Raw genomic sequence first — 22,823 nt, 5'->3', positions numbered from 1 at the left:
AGCCGGTCCCAAGGGTATGGCTGTTCGCCATTTAAAGTGGTACGCGAGCTGGGTTTAGAACGTCGTGAGACAGTTCGGTCCCTATCTGCCGTGGACGTTTGAGATTTGAGAGGGGCTGCTCCTAGTACGAGAGGACCGGAGTGGACGAACCTCTGGTGTTCCGGTTGTCACGCCAGTGGCATTGCCGGGTAGCTATGTTCGGGAAAGATAACCGCTGAAAGCATCTAAGCGGGAAACTTGCCTCAAGATGAGATCTCACTGGAACCTTGAGTTCCCTAAAGGGCCGTCGAAGACTACGACGTTGATAGGTTGGGTGTGTAAGCGCTGTGAGGCGTTGAGCTAACCAATACTAATTGCCCGTGAGGCTTGACCATAACACCCAAGCAATTTGCGTTCTTGGTTGCAAGAACAGACAAGTTGCGGTGTGTGAAGACGATACAAACCGAAAGTTTGCACAACACACAAATCTATTACATACCCATTCGCTGGAACGTTGACCGCAAGGTAAAACGCGCTGGCTACCGAATTTCTTGACGACCATAGAGCATTGGAACCACCTGATCCCATCCCGAACTCAGAAGTGAAACGATGCATCGCCGATGGTAGTGTGGGGTTTCCCCATGTGAGAGTAGGTCATCGTCAAGATTAAATTCCAAACCCCCTGTCTGCTCACGCAGACAGGGGGTTTGTTTTTGTGCCGAGAAAAGCCTGTTTCGACAGTGCTACAGGGATTTTGCCCGGGTCAGTGCAGTCCGCCAAATTTCAAATATAAAAAAACCACCAATAAAGGTGGTTTTTTTATGCGAACTTTTTAGTCACCGTAATAAATACAGCCACTGGTGCAGGTTTCATGGATTCGAATCGCTGACAGTTCAGGAAGCAAAGGTTTCAGCTGTTGCCAGATCCATTTGGCTAATACTTCACTGGTCGGGTTTTCCAGACCGGGAATATCATTCAAATAGTTATGATCAAGTTGCTCATAAAGCGGCTTGAAAATAGCCTTGATTTCCGAGAAGTCGCGAATCCAGCCTGTTGCGGGGTCAATGTCACCGCTCAAGTGAATTGCAACCTTGAACGAGTGGCCATGTAAACGACCGCATTTATGCCCTTGCGGAACGAAAGGCAGGCGGTGCGCAGATTCGAAGGTAAACTCTTTGAAAATTTCCACAGTGTTTATAGCTCTTGAAAAGGTGGCTATCGCCTGGGCGATGAATGCAGGCCGCCAGTTTAACAGTTAACTCGACATGAGCGAGTATAGCGCTCTGCCACCTATCCAGCGGAGTGAGCAATTCAGCTTCAGTTAAGCCTGCAACGCTATGGTTTACGCATTTGTAGCGGGAAAACACACATACACCGGAGAGGCCGTTGAGGCTAGCGATGAGAGTACATGTGCGAGTGGGCACGGTTGTAGCGTTGATGCTTGGTGCGTTTTGTTCTTTGACCCTGGCGCGGGACTTGGGGCAGGACGAAGCATTACGTTTACGTGAGCAAGGTGAAATACTGCCTCTGGAGCAGCTCCTGCAAAGCGCTCTCCAGCGCCATCCAGGGGCAAAGCTGCTGGAGGTAGAGCTGGAAGAGGATGACGGCATTTATATTTATGAGGTCGAATTGTTAACGCCGAGTGGCGTCGTGCGAGAGATCAAGCTCAATGCCAGTAATGGCCAATTGCTCAAAGATAAGGTCGATGATTAATGCGTTTGTTGCTGGTTGAAGATCACGTTCCTTTGGCCGATGAACTGATGGCCTCCTTGACTCGCCAGGGTTATGCGGTCGACTGGCTGGCCGACGGTCGTGATGCTTTGCATCAGGGGCAGAGCGAGCCATATGACCTGATCATTCTCGATCTGGGTCTACCTGGGCTACCAGGTCTGGATGTGCTTAAACAATGGCGTGCCACAGGGCTGACAACACCGGTACTGATTTTGACCGCCCGCAGTTCCTGGTCGGAGCGCATTGATGGCCTGAAGGCCGGTGCCGATGATTATGTAACCAAGCCTTTTCATCCAGAAGAGCTGCAACTGCGGGTGCAGGCGTTATTACGGCGATCCCATGGCCAGTCGAATCAACCGCTATTGAAATCCGCGGGACTGCAACTCGATGAGTCGCGCCAATGTGTCATCAATGAGGGGGCTGAAATACAGCTCACCGCCGCCGAGTTTCGTCTTTTGCGATACTTCATGCTGCATCCTCAACAGATTCTGTCCAAAAGCCACCTGGCTGAGCACCTCTATGATGGCGAGACCGAGCGCGACTCCAATGTGCTGGAGGTTCATGTGAACCATCTGCGTCGAAAACTGGGCCGTACAGTGATCGAAACTCGTCGCGGGCAGGGCTACATCTTTGGTACCGGCATCCAGTGAAGTCCATTCAGCGGCGTTTGAGCCTGGGTCTGATCAGTGTCCTGTTGATTGCCGGTCTGGTGGTCGGTCAGGTCAGTCTCTGGCTATTTGAAAATGGTCTTCAGCGCTATCTGGAGTCGGGGCTACAGAACGAGAGCGAGAACCTGTTGCTTGCCTTGAGCCGGGGCCCCCAGGGTTTGCAGCTGGATGAGCGCAGATTATCCCCGGCTTACCATCGACCTTTCTCCGGGCATTACTTCAGTATCCAGTTTGGTGACATCCATTGGCGCTCGCGCTCACTCTGGGACGCTCAATTGCCGCGACCCAGTCATCCGGGCCTGGACAGCAAGTTGCAAGAGGGGCCCGAAGGGCAGATGTTGCTGGTCTTGCGCAGTGACTATCAGCGTTTTGGCCACGCGGTTTCCATCAGTGTGGCCCAGGACTACACACCCATACGCGAAAGCTTCATGCAGGTTCAGCGCATAGGGTTGGCCATTGGCGTGTTCGCCCTGATCGTTATTTTGCTGCTGCAACGGCTCACGGTTAATCGGGCTTTGCGTCCACTTGAAACGGCCCGCAAGCAGATCGCACAGTTACAGGCCGGACAACGTTCGAAACTCGACGCCCAGGTGCCCCTTGAGCTTGAGCCTTTAGTCACTCAGATAAACCACCTGTTGGCCCACACTGAAGACAATCTGAAGCGTTCACGTAATGCCTTGGGCAACCTGGGACATGCGTTAAAAACTCCGTTGGCAGTATTAATCAGCCTGGCCAAGGACAGCCGGCTGGATGCTTATCCCCAGATACAGAAAACCCTGCGCGATCAGTTAGAGCAGATGCAGCAGCGTATGAGTCGGGAACTTAATCGTGCCCGTCTGGCAGGCGATGCCTTGCCGGGCGCTCAATTCGATGTCGACGCCGAAATGCCGGGGTTGATGGCGACCCTTGGCATGATTCACGGCGGGCATTTGGCGTTAAGGCTAAACACCAGTCCAGGACTGCACATGCCTTGGGACCGTGAAGACATGCTCGAATTGCTCGGCAATCTATTGGACAACGCCTGCAAATGGGCGGATTCGCAAGTAGAACTGAACATCCGCCAGACCGCGGGCGGGTATGAGATTGAAGTCCAGGACGATGGGCCGGGCATACCCGAGACAGAGCGCGACCAGGTCATCAGCCGTGGAACACGGCTGGACGAGCAAACCAGTGGCCATGGATTGGGCCTGGGCATTGTGCGAGATATCGTGGATGTCTGGGGTGGGGAAATGCAGCTTGAAACGGGGGCGCTGGGCGGCTTGTCGGTGATGATCAGGCTACCCGCCCGCAGGAGCTGAAAATGACGGCGGCCCCGGGGCCGCCGTCAATCATGCCACTTCAGGTCAGACGCGGAACTGATCCATCAACTTTTGCTGCTGGTTGGCCAGTGAGTTCAGCGACTGGCTGACCCGTGCCGACTCATTGGCCTGTCCGGACAATGATTCCGTGACATCGCGGATGGTGGCCACATTGCTGTTGATCTCTTCAGCCACTGCACTCTGCTCTTCGGCGGCACTGGCAATCTGCAAGTTCATGTCGGTAATCACGCTCACGGCATCACCGATTTGCTGCAATGCCGTTACTGCCTGACCGACCTGCTCGACACTGCCCTGGGCCTGGCGATGGCTGTTGCCCATGGACGTCACTACATCCTTGGTGCCGATTTGCAGTTGTTCAATCACCTGTCGGGTTTCTTCCACCGACTCCTGGGTTCGTCGCGCCAAATTGCGCACTTCGTCAGCCACCACGGCAAAACCGCGCCCGGCTTCGCCTGCTCGGGCCGCCTCGATCGCAGCATTGAGGGCGAGTAAATTAGTCTGCTCGGCAATCGCGCGAATCACTTCCAGTACAGAACCGATTTTTTCGCTATTGGCCGCCAACCCTTCGACCTGGGTCATGGCTACGCTCATGTCGGCAGCCAGGTGGTCGATGCTGGACGTTGTACGGTCAATGATGGTCAGCCCCTGGCGTGTCGCCTGGTCGGCATCGCGCGCTGCCTGAGCAGCCTGCGCCGCACTGCGTGCGACATCTTGCGCCGTAGCGCTCATTTCATGGGAGGCAGTGGCAGCCTGATCGACCTGGCGGTACTGCTGCTCCATGCCGGCACTGGTCTGGGTGGCAATGGCCGCCGATTGATCGGCCGTATTGCGGGCATCCTGAACCGAATGTTTCACCTCGGCGATGATCGGCTGCAGCTTGTCGAGGAAGCGGTTGAACCAGCCTGCCAGCTGGCCCAGTTCGTCCTGCTTGTCGTAGGCCAGGCGTCGGGTCAGATCGCCTTCGCCGCTGGCAATGTCCTCAAGCATGCGCGCTACCCCCAGAATCGGTCGCGTCACACTGCGGGCCATCAGCCATACCAGCAGCAGGCCGATGATTGCTGCCAGAGAGCCCAGGCACAGCTCAATCAGGGTGCCTGCCTTATTGCGCTCGTCCAGTTCTGCTTGCAGCGCCTGGGCCGGCCCGACCAGTACCTTTTCCGGCACATCGAGTAACACCCCCCACGGCTTGCTGCCCGGGATCGGCAGGAACGGGGTCAGGATTTTCAACCGCTGGTGACCATGAATGCTCTGGGGCTCACCGCCGCTGGCCATCAGTTGACTCAACCGGGCACCATCGTCGGCGTCAATCTGATCCAGACGTTGGCCAAGCTTGCTCGCGTCGCTGCTAAAGCCGGCCAATATGCCTGCCGAGCTGACAATGCTGACGCTGGTCTGCCCGTCGTAAAGCTTCTGGCTGGCAAGCTGGCTCATGGTTTGCAGGCTGTTGAGGTTGATATCAACCGAGAGCGAGGCGATGACCTTGCCCTTGACCATCAGCGGAAAAACGATGCTGGTCAATAAAACGTTTTGCCCATCGATCGCGTAAAAGTAAGGTTCGATAATGCACGGCTGGAGCGTCGTACGCGGGCAGGTAAACCATGAATTATTCGCCTGGCCGCTGGGCCCGGTACTGGTATCGGTCATGTCGGTTTCAGGCAGTGCCATCGACGTCAGCTTGCCCGGCGTCGGTTGCGACCAGTAAAGGGCAAAACGGCCCTTGTCGTTGCTGCCCAGCTCTGATTGATGGTCGAACAGCTGGTCCTTGCCGTCCAGCGCATTGGCTTCAAACACCAGGGACAAACCAAGCAAGTCGGGATTGGCCTGCAGGGCCGCTTTCACCTGTCGGGTCAGATCTTCACGCAGATCGAAAGCATCCAGAAAGCGCTTTTCCGATTGCTCACGTAAAAACAGGACTTGTCGTGCAAACCCGTTGCCGTATTGATAGGCGTCCATAAATTGGCGACTGATGGCCAACGCCTGGGCTTCGCCCTGGGCCTCAATACGGGCCTGTGCGGACTCATTGAGCATCTGCGTGCTTGAGGCCTCCACCAGATCGGCCGTGTAATCCATGCGATAGAGGGAAAGTCCCACCAGAAGAGCGACGATACCCAGCAGGCAGAGTCCGGCGAGGAGGGTGATTTTCCATTGGATGGAAAGCTGTCTGAGCGACATGGAGACATCCTGAATAGAGGCTTTGTCTGTTAGCGGCCAGCCGATAGTTTTCTTTATGGGGAAATCTGTATTTAGAGGTTACGTTTTCAAATTTTAAAAAGATTAAACCCTGTCAGAATTAAGGGTATCCCCATTCAGGCGATGATCCCCGCAGGCCTTTGGCGTGTGCTTTGACAAGGCGTCAATGCTGCTGCAAAGTGTGCGCCCCCAAATAAGCACTCCCTTTCAGACCGGCGACTGGAACAGCAGCCTTTTGCCCGAAATTTTCCGCTTTACGGTGTTTTATCGTAGTGCGCGCTAAGAGGTTGTAATGATGAATGCAGTAATTGCCGCGGTCGGCATCATGTTGGTGCTCAGTCTGTCCCGTGTGCATGTGGTGATCGCCCTGATCACGGGTGCCGTCGTCGGCGGCCTTGTGGGCGGGCTGGGCATCGAAGCAACGCTCGATGCGTTCAACAGCGGCTTGGGTGGCGGCGCGCAGGTCGCCTTGTCCTATGCAATGCTGGGTGCCTTCGCGGTGGCGATCGCCAAGTCCGGCCTGGCCCATGCACTGGCCGACAAGGCCCTGATCATGGTCAATAGACAACAGGCTGTCGGCGGCAATCGCCTCAAGTGGCTACTGATCGGTTTGTTGCTGGTGGTCGCAATCTCTTCGCAGAACATCTTGCCGATTCATATCGCCTTCATTCCCTTGCTGGTTCCGCCCCTGCTGTACGTGCTCACCAAGTTGAAAATTGACCGGCGCCTGATCGCCTGTGTCATGACCTTTGGCTTGATTACGCCATACATATTTTTACCGGTGGGCTTCGGCAACATCTTTCTCAACCAGATTTTGCTCGCCAACGTCAGCAAGAGCGGGGTGGATGTCAGCCAGGTCAATGTCACCCACGCAATGGCGATCCCGGCGCTAGGCATGTTGTTCGGGTTGTTGGTGGCTGTATTCATCAGTTACCGCAAAAAGCGTGAATATGATTTGGCCAAGATTGAGCAGGTCGAGCAAGTGGCTATCAGCTACAACCCGCGAACCCTGCTGGTGGCCGGAGTTGCCATCGCTGCCGCGTTTATCATTCAGCTGTGGCTGGGCTCCATGATCATCGGAGCACTGGCAGGCTTTCTGATTTTCTCGGCGTCGGGGATTGTGCGCTGGCGTGAGACCGATGACCTGTTCACCGAAGGCATGAAAATGATGGCCATGATTGGCTTCATCCTGATTGCCGCATCGGGTTTTGCCGAGGTGATGAAAGCCACCGGCGAAGTGAAATCCCTGGTTGAGGCGTCTGCAGGCATGATCAACCACAGTAAGGGTGTCGGGGCATTGCTGATGTTGCTGGTCGGGTTGCTGGTGACCATGGGCATTGGCTCGTCGTTTTCGACAGTACCGATTCTGGCGGCGATTTTTGTGCCGTTGTGTGTGCAACTGGGTTTCAGTCCGATGGCCATCGTTTGCATCGTCGGTACCGCCGGAGCCCTGGGTGATGCCGGTTCGCCGGCTTCGGACTCAACCCTGGGTCCGACTTCCGGTTTGAACGTGGACGGCCAGCATCACCATATCTGGGATACCGTGGTGCCCACCTTCCTGCATTACAACCTGCCATTGCTGGCGTTTGGCTGGGTTGCAGCAATGGTGTTGTAAGGGCACGGCGGCTGTTCAGGGCAGTTCGATACGACCGCTTTCTCCGGCAACGGTCGGCCAGTCTCCGGCAGCCCAGCGCGCTCGGGCCTGCTCGATAAGCACTGGATCACTGGCAACAAAATTCCAGTTCATGCGCCGGGGGCCATCCAGCGGCGCGCCACCTATCAACACTGCGTGGCAGTCGCTGTCGGCGCACAAGGTCAGTTCCTCTGCGGTGGGCAACAGCACCAGGCTGCGTGGCTCAATGGCCTGGCCTTGTAGCTGCGCTTGCCCTTCCAGCACATACAGCGCGCGCTCCTGGTGTTCTGCCGGGATAAGCAGCGTGGTGGCTGTTTGCATATGTATTTCGGCATACAGGGTCGGTGACAGCACGGGCACCGGTGAGGCCAGACAGAACCCGGTACCTGCCAGCATGCGAATCCTTACCCCGAGGCTATCGCTGACTGGCAAGCTGTCCGCCAGGTGATGGCTGTAGTGCCCCGGACCTTGCTCCCGGGTTTTGGGGGATGCCAGCCACACTTGCAGGCCATGCAGGGTTGATCCCCGGGCGAGCAGCGGGGCAGGCGTGCGTTCGATGTGGGCAATGGCTGCGCCGGCGGTCATCCAGCTGACTTCACCGGGGCCTACCTGCTGGTCAGAGCCCAGGCTGTCCTTGTGCTGCAGCTGTCCTTCGAACAGATAGGTCAGGGTAGACAGACCAATGTGCGGATGCTGCCTGATATCCATCCCGTGGCCGGGCGGATAGTCGGTACGCAGCATGTGATCGAAGAACACGAAAGGGCCGACACTGCGACATTTTGCTGACGGCAGGGGGCGCAGGATGGGTTGCCCTTCGACATCCTCGGCGCGGGGGCGAATCACGGTCAGTTCATGCATGGTGCGGTCCCGGCAATGGAGAAGCGTTGAGCATAACCCAACGCTGTCATGTGCCCCCGTACTCCCGAGACGTTACTGGCTGAAAGCACCTTCAGACAAGTGAGTCTCGATGGTGACGTCTGCAGTGGTCATCAGCTTGTGGATCGGGCACTTGTCGGCCACCCGGTGCAGCTCCTGGCGCTGGGCGTCGGTGAGTACGCCCTTGAGCGTCAGTTTGACGTGCAGTGCGTATTTGCCGAGCTGCTCTTCGCTGGCGTCGTGTTTGATCTCGACCGTGACGCCAGTCAGCGGAATATCTTTCTTTTGCGCATAGAGCTTGAGCGTCAGCGCCTTGCAGGCACCGAGGGCGGCATCGAAATAATCATGGGGCGAGGGCGCTGAACTTTCGCCGCCCATTGCTTTGGGCAAATCGGTGAACACTTCGTGATCGTCGATTTTAATGCTGTGACGAAAGCCTTCGTGGGACTCGGTATTAACGGTAACAGTCATGGCAAACCTCAGATTGGCAGTGATAAAGGTCCTGATCTTTATAGAACATGCCGGGCGTTATGCGTTCACTTTGATCACAGGCTGAACCCTTGAACAGGCTGGCGGGTCTATTGGAGTCAACAGAGAGGAGATTCAGGTTGCGAATAAGACACTACGTTGTGGCCTGGGCCCTTGCGACGACCAGCATGTGGGCGCAGGCCCGCGACTATGCCTACAGCGATGCACATTTACATTACGTCGATTTCTTCCAGGAAACCGCCGGAATGGACGCATTGCTTCAGGAAATGGCCAGCAATCGAATCGACCACGTGATGATTTCCGGAATCCCCGTGGCCAAAAAATGGCATGAAGACGAACCCAAGCGCCCGCGTTACTACGCTGGCGATGACGCTGATGCCTATTGGTATAGCGCGACCGATGTGTGGGTGGCTGCAGCCGTCAACAAGCTGACAGCAGCACAGCGTGAGCACTTTCATCCGTTCCTGTCCGGTTTTAATCCCAATGACAAAAATTCTGCCGAGCACATTCAGCGCATGCTCGACCTCAACCCCGGTTTGTGGCAAGGCATTGGCGAGGTTTTCACCCGCCATGACGACCTGACGGCGCTCATCTCCGGGGACACACCGCGGGCCAATAACGAGGCCATGTCCAAGGTCTACAAATTGGCAGGGGAGCAGGATCTGCCAGTTCTGTTGCACTCCAACATCACTTCGAAACGGGAAAGGAACCCGCTGTATCTGGCCGAAATTGAAGAGCCGCTGGCGCAGTTCCCGGATACCCGGTTTATTTGGGCCCATGCAGGCAGCAGCGTCGAAATCCATAGGCACCAGACCCGGATGCCCTTTCTGTTACCCGAACTGACACGACTTCTGGCCCAGCATCGCAATCTCTACGTGGACCTGTCCTGGAGCATGCTCACGCCGTATCTGCTGGATGAGCAGGGCAAGGCCAGGCCTGAGTGGGTCGCGCTTGTAGAGCGCTTCCCGGAGCGTTTTATGCTGGGATCCGATGTGGTGGGGCGTTTCGACAAAGTGGGGCAAGAGTTACGCAGTTTTGATCCGTTTCTGGATGCCTTGCCTGAAAGCGTTGCGCGCAAGGTGGCCAGGGATAATTTCCTGTCGGTGTTGCCGAAAAAGCGCTAGGGACTGCTGGCGTTTGCTTGTAAGTCAGTGTCGCCGGAGCAACTCTCGCCAGATTCTTCCGGACAAAAAAATGCCCCGAACCGGTCGGGGCATTTTTCATTTCGCGAGCGGAAGGCTTATTTGCCAGTCCAGCGCTTCAGAACCAGAGTGGCGTTAGTGCCACCGAAGCCGAAGCTGTTGCTCATCACGTTGTTCAGCGTGACGTCTTCGCGGGTCTTGGTCAGGATCGGCATGTCGGCGACAACCGGGTCCAGCTCTTCGATGTTGGCAGAGCCGGCAATGAAGTTGCCTTCCATCATCAGCAGGCAGTAGATCGCTTCGTGAACGCCTGCGGCGCCCAGGGAGTGACCCGACAGGCTTTTGGTGGAGCTGATGGCTGGAGCCTTGTCGCCGAACACCGCACGAACACCTTCCATTTCCTTGGCGTCGCCTACCGGAGTAGAGGTGCCATGGGTGTTGAGGTAGTCGATTGGGCCGTCAACGGTAGCCATTGCCATCTGCATGCAGCGGATGGCGCCTTCGCCGCTTGGGGCAACCATGTCATAGCCGTCGGACGTCGCGCCGTAGCCGACGATTTCGGCGTAGATCTTGGCGCCACGGGCCAGGGCGTGTTCCAGCTCTTCAACCACAACCATGCCGCCGCCGCCTGCAATGACAAAACCGTCACGGTTCTTGTCGTAGGCGCGAGATGCTTTCTCTGGTGTGTCGTTGTATTGAGTGGACAAGGCGCCCATGGCGTCGAACAGGAACGACTGGCTCCAATGTTCTTCTTCACCGCCGCCAGCAAATACGATGTCCTGCTTGCCCAGCTGGATCTGCTCTACTGCGGTACCGATGCAGTGGGCACTGGTGGCGCAGGCAGAGGAGATCGAGTAGTTCACGCCCTTGATCTTGAACGGGGTGGCCAGGCAGGCGGAAACGGTGCTGCCCATGGTCCGCGTAACGCGGTAAGGACCTACACGCTTGACGCCTTTTTCGCGCAGGATGTCCAGCGCTTCCATCTGGTTCAAGGTCGACGCGCCGCCGGAGCCGGCGATCAGGCCGGTACGCGGGTTGGAGACTTGCTCCTCGGTCAGGCCGGAATCGGTGATGGCGTCTTTCATGGCCAGGTAGGCGTAAGCCGCCGCGTGGCCGACGAAGCGATAGATCTTGCGATCGATCAGCTCTTCAAGAGGCAGGTCGATGGAGCCGGAAACCTGGCTACGCAGACCCATTTCGGCATATTCCGGGTTGAATCGGATGCCAGGGCGACTTGCACGCAGGTTAGCGGAGACGGTCTCTTTGTCATTGCCCAAGCACGAAACGATGCCCAGACCAGTGATAACGACGCGGCGCATGCGGATAACCCTTAGAAGTTTTCAGTGGAAGTAAAAACGCCGACCCGAAGGCCTTCGGCGGTGTAAATCTCGCGACCGTCGACGCTGACGGAACCATCGGCAATTGCCAGGTTCAGCTTGCCGCGAAGGACACGTTTGATCTGAATGTTGTAAGTGATCTTCTTGGCGGTCGGCAAGACCTGACCGAAAAACTTCACTTCGCCCGAACCCAGGGCCCGGCCGCGGCCCGGCAAGCCTTGCCAGCCCAGGAAAAAGCCAACCAGCTGCCACATGGCGTCGAGGCCCAGGCAGCCCGGCATCACCGGATCACCTTCGAAGTGACAGGCAAAGAACCACAGGTCAGGGGTGATATCCAGCTCGGCGACCAATTCACCTTTGCCGTACTTGCCACCCTCTTCGCTGATATGGGTGATGCGATCCACCATCAGCATGTTCGGGGCGGGCAGTTGCGCGTTACCTGGGCCGAATAGCTCGCCGCGGCTACAGCGCAGCAAATCTTCCCGAGTAAAGGCGTTTTGTTTGGTCATGCGAGCTCCTCAATAATCCCATGCGGCAGGGTGGGGCAAATCTTCCCGACCAACCGGAACGTTCGCGTTCCAGTTCGCCAGCCTACACATAGACTATTGCGTTGTAGTGAAAGTCACAGCGCAAAGGGCAAGAATGTACACTTGTGCACTGAAAATTTAAATCAGGCCGGTTCAGGGGCCCATTCGGGTGTCTAAGACTGCCGCACTTTTGCCTTTAACGCCAGTCGCAGGTGGTTCTACAAGCCCTGTTCAGGTTTCGTCGGGCCGGGATGTTGCCGCGGCCAGAGTGCTTTGGTCACTGCGCAGGGGCTGCGGACAGCGCCGTCCCCGGGAAACCGGAACAGCCCCTGATTACAGGTTACTGCACCCAGCGCTGCAGAATTTGCTCCAGGTCAGTGCGTTTGAATGGTTTGGCGAGGTAATCGTTCATTCCCGCTTGCAGACAATTTTCCCTGTCCCCCTGCAGGGCGTTGGCTGTCAGGGCAATGATGGGCACCGTGGTGCAGCCTGATAACTGGCGGATTTGCCGGGTAGCTTCATAGCCGTCAATGATCGGTAGCCGGCAGTCCATCAAAATGGCCGCGTAGTTCTCGGTGTTGGCATGGTGAATCGCCTGTGCACCGTCACTGACTACGCTCACCTCATACCCCAGGTTCCTCAACACGGCCTCAATGACTGTCTGATTGACCCGGTTATCTTCCACCAGCAGGATTTTACGGCCCTTGGTACGCATCGGTTCAGTCGCCAACTCCGGTTGGTGCTGCTGGGGAACGGGATGGTGCAGTTCCAGCGGGATCTCCAGGGTAAATACCGAGCCGAGGGATTCTTCGCTCTTGGCATGCAGCGTGCCGCCCATGCGTTCAGCCAGCGTGCGGGCAATGGGCAATCCCAGTCCGGTGCCGCCATAACGACGTGAAATCGAGCTGTCGGCTTGCTGGAAGGCATTAAACATCGAGTCCAGCTTGTCGCTGCTGATCCCGATACCGCTGTCGCGTACGGTGCAGGTGAACCAGATAAGTTCATGGTCCAGGGGCTGCCAGAGCGGCTCGATGCTGACTTGTCCATACTCGGTAAACTTCAAGGCGTTGCCAATCAAGTTGACCAGAATCTGCCGGATGCGGGTCGGATCGCCGAGTACGTGCAAGTCCTGCAAGCCATCAGGGATCGACAGCTGCAACAGCAACCCGCGCTGTCCGGCATTGTGCTGAAAAGCCTGGGCGCAGTTGCTGACCAGTTCGGCCAGATTGAAGGGGATGCGTTCGAGGTCAAGAATCGAGCGCTCAATTCTCGAGAAATCGAGGATGTCGTTGATCACCTTGAGCAAGTGCTCGGTAGACTCCGAGGCCAGAGCCGCATACTCGATCTGCTCCGGCGTCATCTCAGTGGTTTCCAGTAATTGCAGCATCCCCAGTACGCCATTCATCGGGGTGCGTAGCTCGTGGCTCATCATCGCCAGGAAATCTGTTTTTGCGCGGTTGGCCCGTTCAGCCTCTTCACGTGTCTGAATCAGTTGCGCGATGGTTGCTTCCTGCTCGCGACTGGCTTTTTCAAGGCCGTCGGCAAGGTTATTGATATGCCGGGCCAGACTGCCCAGTTCGCTGTCGTCGACCACAGGCAAATGCATTTTGTAATCGCCTTGCTGAATGGCTTTGACGGCATTGCTCATATCGATGATGGGTTTGGACAGGTTGGTTGCAAGGCGACGGGCCAGCAGGTAGGTAAAACCCAGTGCAAACAGCGCCAGGATCAATGCCTTGAGCAGGATTTCTTGCTGGCGCTTGTCGAATGCCTCATTGGAAATGCCGACCAGTACCCGGCCCGGATAGCCTTCCCTCGGCAGCGTTGCCTGGAGGTCGCGGGTGACCAGGTAATCACCGGAGCCGTTTCGCTGCATGCGAACCGGTGCCTGGAATATCTCGGCATGTGATTCCCGGTCCGCACCGGAAGCCGGTTGCTCGGCATGAAACAGCATGTTGTTGGCAGGGTCCTGCACTTGTACAAATTGCACATGTGGCGTGTTCAGCGAGGCCTTTGCCTGGCTGTTCAGCATCTCGGTATTGCCGGATAAAATCCCGTACTCCGAGGCGGGCGCCAGCTGGTTGGCAATCAACTGGCCGGTGTGATTCAGCTCCTGGCGCAAGTCCTGGATGCGAATAAAGGTAAAAAGACTGATTAACAGCAACGTCAGGAGCAACGCTGGGCCCAGGCTCATCATTTGCGTGCGGGTATGTATGTTCCAGCGACTGCGAACGCTCATGGGGGCGGTGCTCCATCAGTCTTGCCCTTGGTACTGGAGGTATAGCCCATGTGTACTGCCATCCCTGACTTGAGGTCGCCATTCTTGTGCGCAGCAATATTGCCTTGGAGTGTGAACCGCAAGGCGGCATGGTAACTGAGCTGTTTCGCTTTTCCAGTCGCCGCCGACTCTTTTCCGTGCAATCAATCGTTCAAGGTCTCGCCTTGAGGGATGTGCTCCGTATAATGCCGGTATTGCCACTGCTATATAGATGACGGGATTGCATATGACTGAACAGCACGCTATTGCGGTCTTGGGAGGCGGGAGTTTTGGCACCGCCGTGGCCAACTTGCTGGCAGAAAACGGTCATCCAGTGCGCCAGTGGATGCGGGATCCGGAGCAAGCCGAGGCGATTCGCCTGAATCGCGAGAACCCTCGCTACCTTAAGGGCATCAAGATTCACCCCCTGGTTGAACCGGTCACCGACCTGCAGGCAACGCTTGAAGCCTGTGAACTGTGCTTTGTGGCATTGCCCTCCAGCGCCTTGCGCAATGTGTTGGCAGAGCATGCCGAACGCCTGAGCGGCAAAATGCTGGTCAGCCTGACCAAAGGCATTGAAGCTCACAGTTTCAAGCTGATGAGCGAGATTCTTGAGGAAATCGCTCCGCAAGCCAGAATCGGCGTGCTGTCCGGCCCCAATCTGGCCCGTGAAGTTGCCGAACATGCATTGACGGCCACAGTGGTCGCCAGTGCCGACGAAGAGCTCTGCGCTCGGGTACAAGCGGCTTTGCACGGCCGCACATTTCGGGTCTATGCCAGTGCTGACCGGTTCGGCGTGGAGTTGGGCGGGGCGTTGAAAAACGTGTACGCAATCATTGCCGGCATGGCCGTGGCACTGGAAATGGGTGAAAACACCAAGAGCATGCTGATTACCCGTGCCCTGGCAGAAATGACCCGTTTTGCAGTCAGTCAGGGCGCCAACCCCATGACTTTTCTCGGACTGGCCGGGGTAGGTGATTTGATCGTCACTTGCTCATCGCCCAAAAGCCGCAACTATCAGGTCGGGTTTGCCCTGGGCCAGGGTTTGAGTCTGGAAGAGGCCGTTACCCGCCTGGGCGAAGTGGCAGAAGGCGTGAATACGCTCAAGGTGCTCAAGGTCAAGGCCCAGGAGTTGAATGTTTATATGCCATTGGTCGCAGGCTTGCATGCAATCCTGTTTGAGGGCCGCACCCTCAATCAGGTAATTGAGCTGCTGATGCGCGCCGAGCCTAAAACCGATGTCGACTTTATCTCCACCAGTGGTTTCAACTGAGCCCGACAGGAGCAGCATATGAACGATACAAAAAATGCACCCAAGTACGAGTCCATTGTGTTGCGCGTGTTCTGGATGCTGGTCTTTCTTCTGGTCTGGCAGGTCGCGCAACTGGTGCTTGGCGGGCTGGTGCTGGTGCAACTGATTTACCGTCTGGTTTACGGTGCACCTAACGCCGGGCTGATGAACTTTGGCGATAGCCTGAGCCTTTACCTCGCACAAATCGGGCGCTTCGGCAGCTTTCACACCGAGCAAAAGCCCTGGCCGTTTGCCGATTGGCCCGCCCCGCGTGCGCCAGAAGGCGAGGCTCCGTACGTGGCGCCCACTGGCGGCGCAGAGACCAAGCCATGAAAATCTGGATCTTGCGCCATGGTGAGGCCCAGCCCCACGCAAGACGTGATGCCGAGCGCGAACTGACCGTAAAAGGGCGTGAACAGGTTTTGCACAGTGCTGCCCGGTTGCTTGATCAGCCACTGGACAGCATTTTGGCAAGCCCGTACGTTCGGGCTCAGCAAACCGCTGAGCTGGTACGCAATGCCCTGGGTTTCGCCCCGGAACTCATCAGCGTGCCGTGGCTGACTCCCGATAGCGATCCACGGCAGGCCCTGAGCCAGCTTCCCGATAGCGGCAATGTGCTGCTGGTTACCCATCAGCCTTTTGTGGGTGACCTGATCAGCCTGTTAATGCATGGCCATATGCGCCAGCCGCAGCCAATGCATACGGCCAGCCTGGCGGAACTTGAGGGTGAGTGGCCGCTGGCGGGCAGCATGACGTTGTGCAACCTGTGGCATCCCTGAGTACAAAACAAAAAATCTGCATGGGGCTGCGCTGTGGCAAGCCGGCCAGCCATGCTCTCTGACCCAAGGAATGAACCATGATCTCGTGGACCACCACGCCGGACCTTGCAAAGCTCAACTCTCTGCGCAAAAACACTATTTGCGACGTGCTGGACATTACGTTCGACGCCTTCGACGATGAGTCGATCACGGCCAGCATGGCGGTGGATCACCGTACCCATCAACCTTTCGGCTTGTTGCATGGTGGCGCCTCGGTAGTGCTGGCCGAGACGGTGGGGTCAATGGCCAGTTTCTTGTGTGTCGACACCTCAAAGTTTTATTGCGTCGGTCTTGAGGTCAACGCCAACCACTTGCGTGGTGTACGCAGCGGGCGTGTGACTGCGGTGGCTCGCCCGGTTCATATGGGCCGTACCACCCATGTGTGGGATATCCGCCTGACGGACGACAGCGGCAAGTTCAGCTGCATCTCCCGCCTGACCATCGCGGTAGTGCCCTTGGGTGAAGCGCCGCCCGTGCGCTGATCAAATGCTCAGATAATGGCCGTAGTGGCGTCACTCATGGCGCATACGGTCATTGATATGAGTATTTTTCCTGCAGACAATAAGCTGGACTCTCTACTTATGGACGCCTTGTATGTCTAGGCAGATTTTTTTCGCCCATGCCAACGGCTTCCCTTCTGCTACCTATGGCAAGTTGTTCGATGCTCTGACCCCGGACTTCAACGTGGCATGCCTGCCACAGCACGGGCATGACCCGCGTTTTCCGGTGGATGACAACTGGCACAACCTGGTCGATGAGCTGATCTTCCACCTGCAGCAGCAAGCCGGACCGGTACTGGGCGTTGGCCACTCTTTGGGCGGGATGTTGCACCTGCATGCGGCAATCCGTTGTCCGCATTTATACAAAGGCGTGGTCATGCTTGATTCGCCGGTGCTGACGCTTACCGACCGGTGGGTGATTCGCGCCGCCAAGCGTTTTGGCTTGATTGATCGCCTGACTCCGGCGGGACGTACTTTGGGGCGGCGTGAAGAGTTCGCCGATCGCGAGACCGCCCGTGCCTACTTTGCGGGCAAGTCGCTGTTTCGCAGTTTTGATCCTGACTGTTTCGAAGCGTACCTGGAGCACGGTTTGCAGGCCGTCGACGATCGCTTGCGCCTGAGCTTCGACCCGGCGACCGAGATTAATATTTACCGGGGCGTCCCCCACACCAGCCCCGGGCGCGCCCTCCAGTTGCAAGTGCCGCTGACGGTCGTGCGTGGGCGCGACAGCCGGGTAGTCATGAGCCATCATGCCAAGGCCGTAGCGCGCATGCCCAACGGTGAGTCACTGAGCGTACCGGGCGGGCACATGTTCCCGCTGGAGCAGCCGCAAGACACCGCTGTATTGCTCAAACAGATTTTTGCCCGCTGGGAGCCCGGGGCTGTTGCAGTTTCGTAGTGTCCGGGTCATGGCCGCAACGGCGTCGCATCGCCCTTAACCTCAAGTCTTTGAAGAGCATGTCCCATGAGTCCTGTGGTTGAAGAAGTACGTCTGAGCCTGCCGCATATTGAACTGGCTGCGCACATGTCTGGCCCGCCGGACGGTCTGCCGGTAATTGCCCTGCACGGCTGGCTGGACAACGCCAACAGCTTCGCCCGGCTGGCGCCAAAACTGCCGGGCTTGCGCATCGCGGCACTGGACTTTGCCGGCCATGGTCATTCAGATCACCGCCCGCGCGGGGCGGGCTATAGCTTGGCCGATTACGCCTTTGATGTGCTGTGCGTGGCCGAGCAGCTGGGTTGGGAACGGTTCGCCCTGTTGGGGCACTCGTTGGGGGCGATAGTTTCGGTGGTGATTGCGGGTTCGTTTCCCGAGCGCGTCACGCACCTGGCCTTGATTGACGGGATCATGTTGCGCAACGGCCCGGTAGAGGGTACGGCTGAGCGCATGGGCCAGGCCCTGCAAGCGCAGCTTGATCTGCAGCACAAGCGCAAGTCGGTGCATCCGACGCTCGAACGAGCCATTGAGGCGCGGATGAAGGGCATGGTGGCGGTTAGCCGCGAGGCGGCAGAACTACTCGCTCAGCGCGGTCTGATGCCCGTCCCCGGTGGTTATAGCTGGCGTAGCGACAGTCGCCTGACCTTGCCGTCGCCATTGCGTCTGACCGATGAACAAGCCATGTCCTTCATCCGGCGGGTGAATTGTCCGGGGACCCTGGTGGTGGCAGAACAGGGCATGCTGGCCAGTCATTCCGGGCTGCTGGATCAACTACCTTTCAACCTGGAACGGTTACCCGGTGGCCATCATTTGCACCTGAATGACGAGTCGGGGGCAGTCCTTGTTGCAGACTGTTTCAATCGGTTCTTCTCCGTTCCTTGACTTGCGGCGGTCAACTGCCGAGGCTTGGCGGGATGAAAGGGAGACAACCATGATAGATCTCTACACCGCTGCGACCCCGAAAGGCCATCCGGTCTCTATCGTGAGGATGCTGAACCACACCCTGCGTCTGTGCGAAGTACGCCGATGAAGCTACCCAATCGTTTGTTTCTGGCTGTGGGCCTGAGCTGCCTGAGCCCGCTACTGTGGGCTGCCGATGTGCCCGGCAGTCATGATTTGCAAGATGTGCCAAGGCTGGCAGATGCGCAAATTGTCGATTACACCGTGCAACCTGATATCGAGCGCATCTATCCGCTGGGTTCGATCCGGAAAATCAGTGGCCGTCTCCGATTTGAAGGCCAGGTCAATGCCCGCGGGCAGACGACCGCCATCACCTATGAGCTGCCCGCTGAACACTCGGCCAATGAAGCCTTCACTGCTGCCCGTGAAGCCTTGCAGGCCAAGGGCGCCGAGTTGCTGTTCTGGTGTCAGGCGCGCGATTGTGGTGAAAGCAGCCTTTGGGCCAATGAAGTATTTGGCAACTCCAAGCTGGTAGGCTCCGACGAGCAACAGTCCTATCTGTTGCTGCGCCGTGCGGCTCCGGATCAGAACCAGCTTGTGGCGCTGTACAGCATCAATCGCGGGTCGCGCAAAGCCTACCTGCATGTCGAGCAGCTTGAATCGAGTGCCGATCTGGGCGAGTTGTTGCCCACTTCGGCCACCTTGCAGCGCCAGCTCAAAAGCACCGGCAGGCTGGATTTGCCCACCCTCACCGGTGAGCCCGATGCACCGTGGCTTACGTTGATATCCCGGGCATTGAATCTCGATACTACCTCCCGGGTCAGTTTGACCGGAAACCAGGCCGCGGCCTGGCGTGATGCCCTGATCAAGAGCGGGGTGCGGGCGGCGCGCATTGAGCTTGGCGACAGCCAGACCCAGGGGCTGCATGTGGAATTACTGCGTTAACAATTTGTAAGCGGCGGTTACACTCCAGGTAATCGCCGTCCCTCTTTTCATCTCAATTCTCTGCGGAACACACATGCTCAATAACGATCGCCTGCTGGTGCAGATTCTGCTTCTGGTGTTGTTCGGTGCCAGTCTGTGGGTGATGGCTCCTTTCTGGTCGGCCTTGTTCTGGGGCGCGGTGCTGGCGTTTGCCAGCTGGCCCCTGATGCGCCTGCTGACACGGGCGCTCAAGGGCCGTGAGTCGCTGGCTGCGGGCATCCTGACCCTGGGCTGGATGCTGCTTGTGGCAGTGCCGCTGGTATGGCTGGGGTTCAACCTGGCAGACCATGTGCGCGACGCTACCACCTTGATCAAGGATGTTCAGCTCGAAGGCTTGCCGGAGGCCCCGACCTGGCTCGCCGGCATTCCGCTGGTCGGCGAACGCCTGGTGGGGCTCTGGAACACCATCGATGAGCAGGGCGCAGCCATGCTCATGGCGGTAAAACCGTATCTGGGGCAGGTGGGTAACTGGCTATTGGCCCGCAGCGCGCAGATTGGCGGCGGCATCCTGGAACTGACATTGAGCATTGTGTTCGTGTTCTTTTTCTATCGTGACGGCCCGCGCCTGGCGAGTTTCGTGCACCGTCTGCTGGAACGACTGATCGGCGACCGTGCCGACTACTACCAGGAATTGGTGGCGGGCACGGTCCAGCGTGTAGTCAACGGTGTGATTGGCACCGCGGCCGCTCAGGCGCTGCTGGCGCTCATAGGCTTTTTGATTGCCGGGGTTCCGGGTGCGCTGGTGCTGGGCCTGGCAACCTTTCTGCTCAGTCTGATTCCCATGGGGCCACCGCTGATCTGGATCCCGGCCACCGCCTGGCTGGCCTGGAAGGGTGACTACGGGATGGCGATTTTCCTCGGGATCTGGGGCACGCTGGTTATCAGTGGTGTCGATAACGTACTCAAGCCGTACCTGATCAGCCGGGGCGGCAACCTGCCGCTGGTGATCGTCCTGCTCGGAGTGTTTGGCGGGTTGATAGCATTCGGCTTTATCGGTCTGTTTATCGGTCCTACCTTGCTGGCTATCGCCTACAGCCTGCTGCTGGACTGGAGTGCCAGCCAGCAGAACAAGGGCAAGGTCTGACTTAGCCGAACTTTGGCCCGGAGCGGGTGTTATTGCCCTTGGCCAAACGGTCGTAAAGCACCACATTGACCGTGGCTGCAAGGTTCATGCAGCCAGTGGTCGGGATGTAAATAACGTCTTCGCACCACTCCAGCACATCTTTACCCAGCGATCCGTCTTCCGGGCCGAAAATATAGATCGCCCGGTCCGGGTGGGTGTACTCCGGCAAGGAGCGGGCGCCCTCTACCATTTCGACAGCGACGGGAATGCAGCCCAGCGGGATGATCTTTTTCAGGTCGTCGATACCGATCAGGGGGATGTCCTGATGGATTTTCTTGGTGTCGGTGACGAAGTCGCGGGCGCGTTCATAGCGTTTTCCGGTGTAGAACACCGACGCCACGTTGTAGCAACCAGCCGCACGCATCACCGAGCCGACGTTTTCCGGTGATTTGGGGTTATACAAACCAATGCAGCTGTACCGTTTGTTTGCCACGTGCCGTTGCCCTTCAGAAAAAAGACGCGAGTATACCGGCATTGTCTGTGGATCGGGGGGCACGTGGTCTGTTGCGGGAGCCGGCTTGCCAGTGATGCAAGCCCTCGGTTTTGACTGTCATCCCGGGGCGCAGCCATCGCTGGCAAGCCAGCTCCCGCACAGGCACTACTCGTCTTTTTTCATCAGCCCGGCCAGCGCGGCAAACGGGTTGTGGGTCGCCTTGGCGATTTTCGGGCTGCTGGTGGAGCTTTCCGAAAAGTACTGTTGATCGGTGTAACGCGAGTGTTCGTTGTCGTGGCAGTACAGGCACAACAGCTCCCAGTTGGAACCGTCTTGCGGGTTGTTGTCGTGGTTGTGATCGCGGTGGTGGACAGTCAGTTCGCTCAGGCGCTTGCCGGCAAACTCACGGGCGCAGCGGCCACACACGTGGGGATACATTTTCAGGGCTTTGTCGCGATAGCCCATTTCGCGGTCACGCTGGGCATCGGCCAGGATGCGATCCAGCTTGGCAGTGTGGGACGGTGGGTTGGCCGAACTCATGGGTTCACCTTTTAGGACGAATGACGGTTATGTCGTGAAGTTTAGCTGTTGATCAGCCTTTGATTTTTTCAGCAATCCAGATCGTGTGCCGGGTGCCCTTGTTGCCATGGGCGAATACCTGGACTTCTTCGGCTTTGAAGCCGGCTTTGCGCAGCTTGTCCGAGAACTGTTTGTCAGCACTGGCTGACCATACCGCCAGCACGCCTTTTGGCCGCAGGGCCTTGGCGCAGGCACTCAAGCCACCCGCCGAGTACAGCCAGCTGTTGGCTTTTTGGGTCAGGCCTTCGGGGCCGTTGTCGACGTCGAGCATGATCGCATCAAAGCCGTTGGGCTCGGCTTGCAGCACCTTGGCCACGTCTTCCATGCGGATAACGGTGCGCGGGTCCTGCAGCGGGTTGCCCGATTTCTCGCCCAGGGGGCCGCGGTTCCATTCCACGACGCCAGGCACCAGCTCGGCCACCACCACTTCGGCGGTCTTGCCCAAATGCTTGAGGGCCGAGGCCAGGGTGAAACCCATGCCCAGGCCACCGATCAACACCCGCGATTGCGGGCGCCCGGCGACTTTACGGCAAGGGATTTCGGCCAGTGCATCTTCGGAGCCGTGCATGCGGGTGTTCATCAACTGGCCGCCGTCACCGCCCTGAATTTTGATCACGAAGTCTTCGCCGTACTCGAACAGGCACAAGGCACCGCCGTTTTCAGGGATCGGGATGGTGTCGAGCAGAACAAAACGTTTCATGGAAGTCTCATAGAAGGGGACAAAAACAACTGGTTACGAGTAGCCTGAAGGCAGACAAGCCGGTCTGGCAACGGAGTGATTGATGAAACGCACTATTCTAACGGTCATTGTGTGGAGTGCGCTCTCGATAAGTGCGGCCCATGCAGTTGAACCGACCATCGTTCCGAGTGCGCCAGTGACGCCTGCACCGGGTTCACCGGGTACCGCTACGCCAACACCCTATCCGCAAATCACGCCACGTGCCGTGCCCAAGCCTGTCAGCGGGAGTGGCAGCCTGATTGCACTGCCTCCGATCGAGCTGCCGCAGCCGCCGCCCAAAGACCAGCCGCTGCCGGGGCTGGAGCCTAAAGACCCGAAATCCAAAGCCCCGGCCGACTGATCACAGATTGCCTGTGAGCACTGGCAAACCA

General features: G+C 57.7%; 24 protein-coding genes, 2 rRNA genes and 1 pseudogene (1 of these 27 only partly in view). 16 read left to right on the top strand and 11 right to left on the bottom strand.

Translation table 11 applies throughout. From position 1 onward, the window contains the following. Window positions 1-374 (top strand): 23S ribosomal RNA (locus B195_RS15730) (it extends 2,525 nt beyond the left edge of the window). A 155-nt stretch (window positions 375-529) separates the two neighbouring features. Further along, window positions 530-645: ribosomal RNA gene (rrf, locus tag B195_RS15725) — 5S ribosomal RNA — on the top strand. A gap of 166 nt (window positions 646-811) precedes the next feature. On the opposite strand, the gene queD is transcribed toward rrf, so the two are convergent. Then, complete coding sequence (gene queD / locus B195_RS15720; RefSeq protein ID WP_003441563.1) at window positions 812-1,168, bottom strand: 6-carboxytetrahydropterin synthase QueD; 357 nt, start codon at window positions 1,166-1,168, stop codon at window positions 812-814. 209 nt (window positions 1,169-1,377) lie between these two features. On the opposite strand from queD, the gene B195_RS15715 reads away from it, so the two are divergent. Genes B195_RS15715 through B195_RS15705 form a run of 3 tightly spaced genes read left to right on the top strand, consistent with a single transcriptional unit; the run spans window position 1,378 to window position 3,676 of the window. Continuing rightward, on the top strand, window positions 1,378-1,692 hold the full coding sequence (locus B195_RS15715) for a PepSY domain-containing protein (protein ID WP_003441566.1): 315 nt from the start codon (window positions 1,378-1,380) through the stop codon (window positions 1,690-1,692). Continuing rightward, window positions 1,692-2,360 (top strand): response regulator transcription factor, encoded by a 669-nt coding sequence (locus tag B195_RS15710; RefSeq protein ID WP_003441568.1) that lies wholly within the window; start codon window positions 1,692-1,694, stop codon window positions 2,358-2,360. The genes B195_RS15715 and B195_RS15710 overlap by 1 nt, the downstream gene beginning before the upstream one ends. Next, window positions 2,357-3,676, top strand: coding sequence for an ATP-binding protein (locus tag B195_RS15705; protein ID WP_003441570.1), 1,320 nt, complete (start codon window positions 2,357-2,359; stop codon window positions 3,674-3,676). The genes B195_RS15710 and B195_RS15705 overlap by 4 nt, the downstream gene beginning before the upstream one ends. A 45-nt stretch (window positions 3,677-3,721) precedes the next feature. On the opposite strand, the gene B195_RS23250 is transcribed toward B195_RS15705, so the two are convergent. Together B195_RS23250 and B195_RS23245 are read right to left on the bottom strand one after the other, a co-directional pair. Further along, window positions 3,722-4,477 (bottom strand): methyl-accepting chemotaxis protein, encoded by a 756-nt coding sequence (locus B195_RS23250; RefSeq protein WP_369826391.1) that lies wholly within the window; start codon window positions 4,475-4,477, stop codon window positions 3,722-3,724. Window positions 4,478-4,579: 102 nt separating this feature from the next. Next, window positions 4,580-4,726, bottom strand: a pseudogene (locus B195_RS23245) (HAMP domain-containing protein); the annotation flags it as partial. A 1,456-nt stretch (window positions 4,727-6,182) separates the two neighbouring features. On the opposite strand from B195_RS23245, the gene B195_RS15695 reads away from it, so the two are divergent. After that, window positions 6,183-7,502: a Na+/H+ antiporter family protein gene (locus tag B195_RS15695; protein ID WP_003441573.1), complete on the top strand. Its 1,320-nt coding sequence runs from the start codon at window positions 6,183-6,185 to the stop codon at window positions 7,500-7,502. Between the two features lie 15 nt (window positions 7,503-7,517). On the opposite strand, the gene B195_RS15690 is transcribed toward B195_RS15695, so the two are convergent. Together B195_RS15690 and B195_RS15685 are read right to left on the bottom strand one after the other, a co-directional pair. Further along, window positions 7,518-8,378, bottom strand: a complete 861-nt coding sequence (locus B195_RS15690) for a pirin family protein (protein ID WP_003441574.1) — start codon at window positions 8,376-8,378, stop codon at window positions 7,518-7,520. Window positions 8,379-8,450: 72 nt separating this feature from the next. After that, entirely contained in the window at window positions 8,451-8,867 is a 417-nt protein-coding gene (locus B195_RS15685; protein ID WP_003441577.1) for an OsmC family protein, read from the bottom strand. A gap of 185 nt (window positions 8,868-9,052) precedes the next feature. Between B195_RS15685 and B195_RS15680 the strand changes: the two genes are divergently transcribed. Continuing rightward, window positions 9,053-10,009, top strand: a complete 957-nt coding sequence (locus tag B195_RS15680) for an amidohydrolase family protein (protein WP_191985185.1) — start codon at window positions 9,053-9,055, stop codon at window positions 10,007-10,009. 116 nt (window positions 10,010-10,125) lie between these two features. On the opposite strand, the gene fabB is transcribed toward B195_RS15680, so the two are convergent. The 3 genes from fabB to B195_RS15665 all read right to left on the bottom strand — a co-directional run bounded on the left by fabB (window position 10,126) and on the right by B195_RS15665 (window position 14,130). Continuing rightward, window positions 10,126-11,346: a beta-ketoacyl-ACP synthase I gene (gene fabB / locus B195_RS15675; RefSeq protein WP_003441586.1), complete on the bottom strand. Its 1,221-nt coding sequence runs from the start codon at window positions 11,344-11,346 to the stop codon at window positions 10,126-10,128. Window positions 11,347-11,357: 11 nt separating this feature from the next. Beyond that, entirely contained in the window at window positions 11,358-11,873 is a 516-nt protein-coding gene (fabA, locus tag B195_RS15670) for a 3-hydroxyacyl-[acyl-carrier-protein] dehydratase FabA (RefSeq protein ID WP_003441588.1), read from the bottom strand. A gap of 358 nt (window positions 11,874-12,231) precedes the next feature. Continuing rightward, entirely contained in the window at window positions 12,232-14,130 is a 1,899-nt protein-coding gene (locus B195_RS15665) for a response regulator (RefSeq protein WP_003441591.1), read from the bottom strand. 265 nt (window positions 14,131-14,395) lie between these two features. Between B195_RS15665 and B195_RS15660 the strand changes: the two genes are divergently transcribed. The 8 genes from B195_RS15660 to B195_RS15625 all read left to right on the top strand — a co-directional run bounded on the left by B195_RS15660 (window position 14,396) and on the right by B195_RS15625 (window position 20,662). Further along, window positions 14,396-15,421 (top strand): NAD(P)H-dependent glycerol-3-phosphate dehydrogenase, encoded by a 1,026-nt coding sequence (locus B195_RS15660; RefSeq protein WP_003441594.1) that lies wholly within the window; start codon window positions 14,396-14,398, stop codon window positions 15,419-15,421. Between the two features lie 18 nt (window positions 15,422-15,439). Continuing rightward, window positions 15,440-15,772, top strand: coding sequence for a DUF4389 domain-containing protein (locus B195_RS15655; RefSeq protein ID WP_003441597.1), 333 nt, complete (start codon window positions 15,440-15,442; stop codon window positions 15,770-15,772). Further along, window positions 15,769-16,218, top strand: coding sequence for a phosphohistidine phosphatase SixA (sixA, locus tag B195_RS15650; protein WP_003441601.1), 450 nt, complete (start codon window positions 15,769-15,771; stop codon window positions 16,216-16,218). The genes B195_RS15655 and sixA overlap by 4 nt, the downstream gene beginning before the upstream one ends. A gap of 77 nt (window positions 16,219-16,295) precedes the next feature. Next, complete coding sequence (locus B195_RS15645) at window positions 16,296-16,739, top strand: hotdog fold thioesterase (RefSeq protein ID WP_003441605.1); 444 nt, start codon at window positions 16,296-16,298, stop codon at window positions 16,737-16,739. Window positions 16,740-16,851: 112 nt separating this feature from the next. Further along, the gene (locus tag B195_RS15640) at window positions 16,852-17,655 is read left to right on the top strand and encodes an alpha/beta fold hydrolase (protein ID WP_003441607.1); all 804 of its coding nucleotides are present in this window, start codon (window positions 16,852-16,854) and stop codon (window positions 17,653-17,655) included. 66 nt (window positions 17,656-17,721) lie between these two features. Further along, on the top strand, window positions 17,722-18,576 hold the full coding sequence (locus B195_RS15635) for an alpha/beta hydrolase (protein ID WP_003441611.1): 855 nt from the start codon (window positions 17,722-17,724) through the stop codon (window positions 18,574-18,576). A gap of 144 nt (window positions 18,577-18,720) precedes the next feature. Beyond that, a complete protein-coding gene (locus tag B195_RS15630) occupies window positions 18,721-19,539 on the top strand; it encodes a DUF4892 domain-containing protein (RefSeq protein WP_003441613.1) in 819 nt (272 codons plus the stop codon). 73 nt (window positions 19,540-19,612) lie between these two features. Then, window positions 19,613-20,662, top strand: coding sequence for an AI-2E family transporter (locus B195_RS15625; protein WP_003441615.1), 1,050 nt, complete (start codon window positions 19,613-19,615; stop codon window positions 20,660-20,662). Window position 20,663: 1 nt separating this feature from the next. Here the strand turns inward: B195_RS15625 and B195_RS15620 are convergent, their stop codons facing one another. The 3 genes from B195_RS15620 to B195_RS15605 all read right to left on the bottom strand — a co-directional run bounded on the left by B195_RS15620 (window position 20,664) and on the right by B195_RS15605 (window position 22,413). Further along, window positions 20,664-21,134 carry an RNA methyltransferase gene (locus B195_RS15620; RefSeq protein ID WP_003441617.1) on the bottom strand — a complete coding sequence of 157 codons (471 nt, stop codon included), beginning with the start codon at window positions 21,132-21,134 and terminating at the stop codon, window positions 20,664-20,666. 165 nt (window positions 21,135-21,299) lie between these two features. Next, complete coding sequence (locus B195_RS15610) at window positions 21,300-21,674, bottom strand: YajD family HNH nuclease (protein ID WP_003441620.1); 375 nt, start codon at window positions 21,672-21,674, stop codon at window positions 21,300-21,302. Window positions 21,675-21,726: 52 nt separating this feature from the next. After that, complete coding sequence (locus B195_RS15605; RefSeq protein WP_003441622.1) at window positions 21,727-22,413, bottom strand: spermidine synthase; 687 nt, start codon at window positions 22,411-22,413, stop codon at window positions 21,727-21,729. An 82-nt stretch (window positions 22,414-22,495) separates the two neighbouring features. Here B195_RS15605 and B195_RS15600 point away from each other — a divergent pair, with 82 nt between their 5' ends. Next, on the top strand, window positions 22,496-22,792 hold the full coding sequence (locus B195_RS15600) for a hypothetical protein (RefSeq protein ID WP_003441625.1): 297 nt from the start codon (window positions 22,496-22,498) through the stop codon (window positions 22,790-22,792). The last annotated feature ends 31 nt before the right edge of the window (window positions 22,793-22,823 follow it).

Source organism: Pseudomonas sp. Lz4W, from assembly GCF_000346225.2.
In the GTDB taxonomy this organism is placed as follows: domain Bacteria; phylum Pseudomonadota; class Gammaproteobacteria; order Pseudomonadales; family Pseudomonadaceae; genus Aquipseudomonas; species Aquipseudomonas paraversuta.
Note: the sequence above shows the minus strand (reverse complement) of the source record. Positions and strands in the feature narration are given on the sequence as shown.

Coding starts and splice junctions, on each gene's coding strand:
- B195_RS15715 (WP_003441566.1), top strand. CDS start 1,378: ATGAGAGTACATGTGCGAGTGGGCACGGTTGTAGCGTTGATGCTTGGT.
- B195_RS15710 (WP_003441568.1), top strand. CDS start 1,692: ATGCGTTTGTTGCTGGTTGAAGATCACGTTCCTTTGGCCGATGAACTG.
- B195_RS23250 (WP_369826391.1), bottom strand. CDS start 4,477: ATGGAGCAGCAGTACCGCCAGGTCGATCAGGCTGCCACTGCCTCCCAT.
- B195_RS15695 (WP_003441573.1), top strand. CDS start 6,183: ATGAATGCAGTAATTGCCGCGGTCGGCATCATGTTGGTGCTCAGTCTG.
- B195_RS15690 (WP_003441574.1), bottom strand. CDS start 8,378: ATGCATGAACTGACCGTGATTCGCCCCCGCGCCGAGGATGTCGAAGGG.
- B195_RS15685 (WP_003441577.1), bottom strand. CDS start 8,867: ATGACTGTTACCGTTAATACCGAGTCCCACGAAGGCTTTCGTCACAGC.
- B195_RS15680 (WP_191985185.1), top strand. CDS start 9,053: ATGTGGGCGCAGGCCCGCGACTATGCCTACAGCGATGCACATTTACAT.
- fabB (WP_003441586.1), bottom strand. CDS start 11,346: ATGCGCCGCGTCGTTATCACTGGTCTGGGCATCGTTTCGTGCTTGGGC.
- fabA (WP_003441588.1), bottom strand. CDS start 11,873: ATGACCAAACAAAACGCCTTTACTCGGGAAGATTTGCTGCGCTGTAGC.
- B195_RS15665 (WP_003441591.1), bottom strand. CDS start 14,130: ATGAGCGTTCGCAGTCGCTGGAACATACATACCCGCACGCAAATGATG.
- B195_RS15660 (WP_003441594.1), top strand. CDS start 14,396: ATGACTGAACAGCACGCTATTGCGGTCTTGGGAGGCGGGAGTTTTGGC.
- B195_RS15655 (WP_003441597.1), top strand. CDS start 15,440: ATGAACGATACAAAAAATGCACCCAAGTACGAGTCCATTGTGTTGCGC.
- sixA (WP_003441601.1), top strand. CDS start 15,769: ATGAAAATCTGGATCTTGCGCCATGGTGAGGCCCAGCCCCACGCAAGA.
- B195_RS15645 (WP_003441605.1), top strand. CDS start 16,296: ATGATCTCGTGGACCACCACGCCGGACCTTGCAAAGCTCAACTCTCTG.
- B195_RS15640 (WP_003441607.1), top strand. CDS start 16,852: ATGTCTAGGCAGATTTTTTTCGCCCATGCCAACGGCTTCCCTTCTGCT.
- B195_RS15635 (WP_003441611.1), top strand. CDS start 17,722: ATGAGTCCTGTGGTTGAAGAAGTACGTCTGAGCCTGCCGCATATTGAA.
- B195_RS15630 (WP_003441613.1), top strand. CDS start 18,721: ATGAAGCTACCCAATCGTTTGTTTCTGGCTGTGGGCCTGAGCTGCCTG.
- B195_RS15625 (WP_003441615.1), top strand. CDS start 19,613: ATGCTCAATAACGATCGCCTGCTGGTGCAGATTCTGCTTCTGGTGTTG.
- B195_RS15610 (WP_003441620.1), bottom strand. CDS start 21,674: ATGAGTTCGGCCAACCCACCGTCCCACACTGCCAAGCTGGATCGCATC.
- B195_RS15605 (WP_003441622.1), bottom strand. CDS start 22,413: ATGAAACGTTTTGTTCTGCTCGACACCATCCCGATCCCTGAAAACGGC.
- B195_RS15600 (WP_003441625.1), top strand. CDS start 22,496: ATGAAACGCACTATTCTAACGGTCATTGTGTGGAGTGCGCTCTCGATA.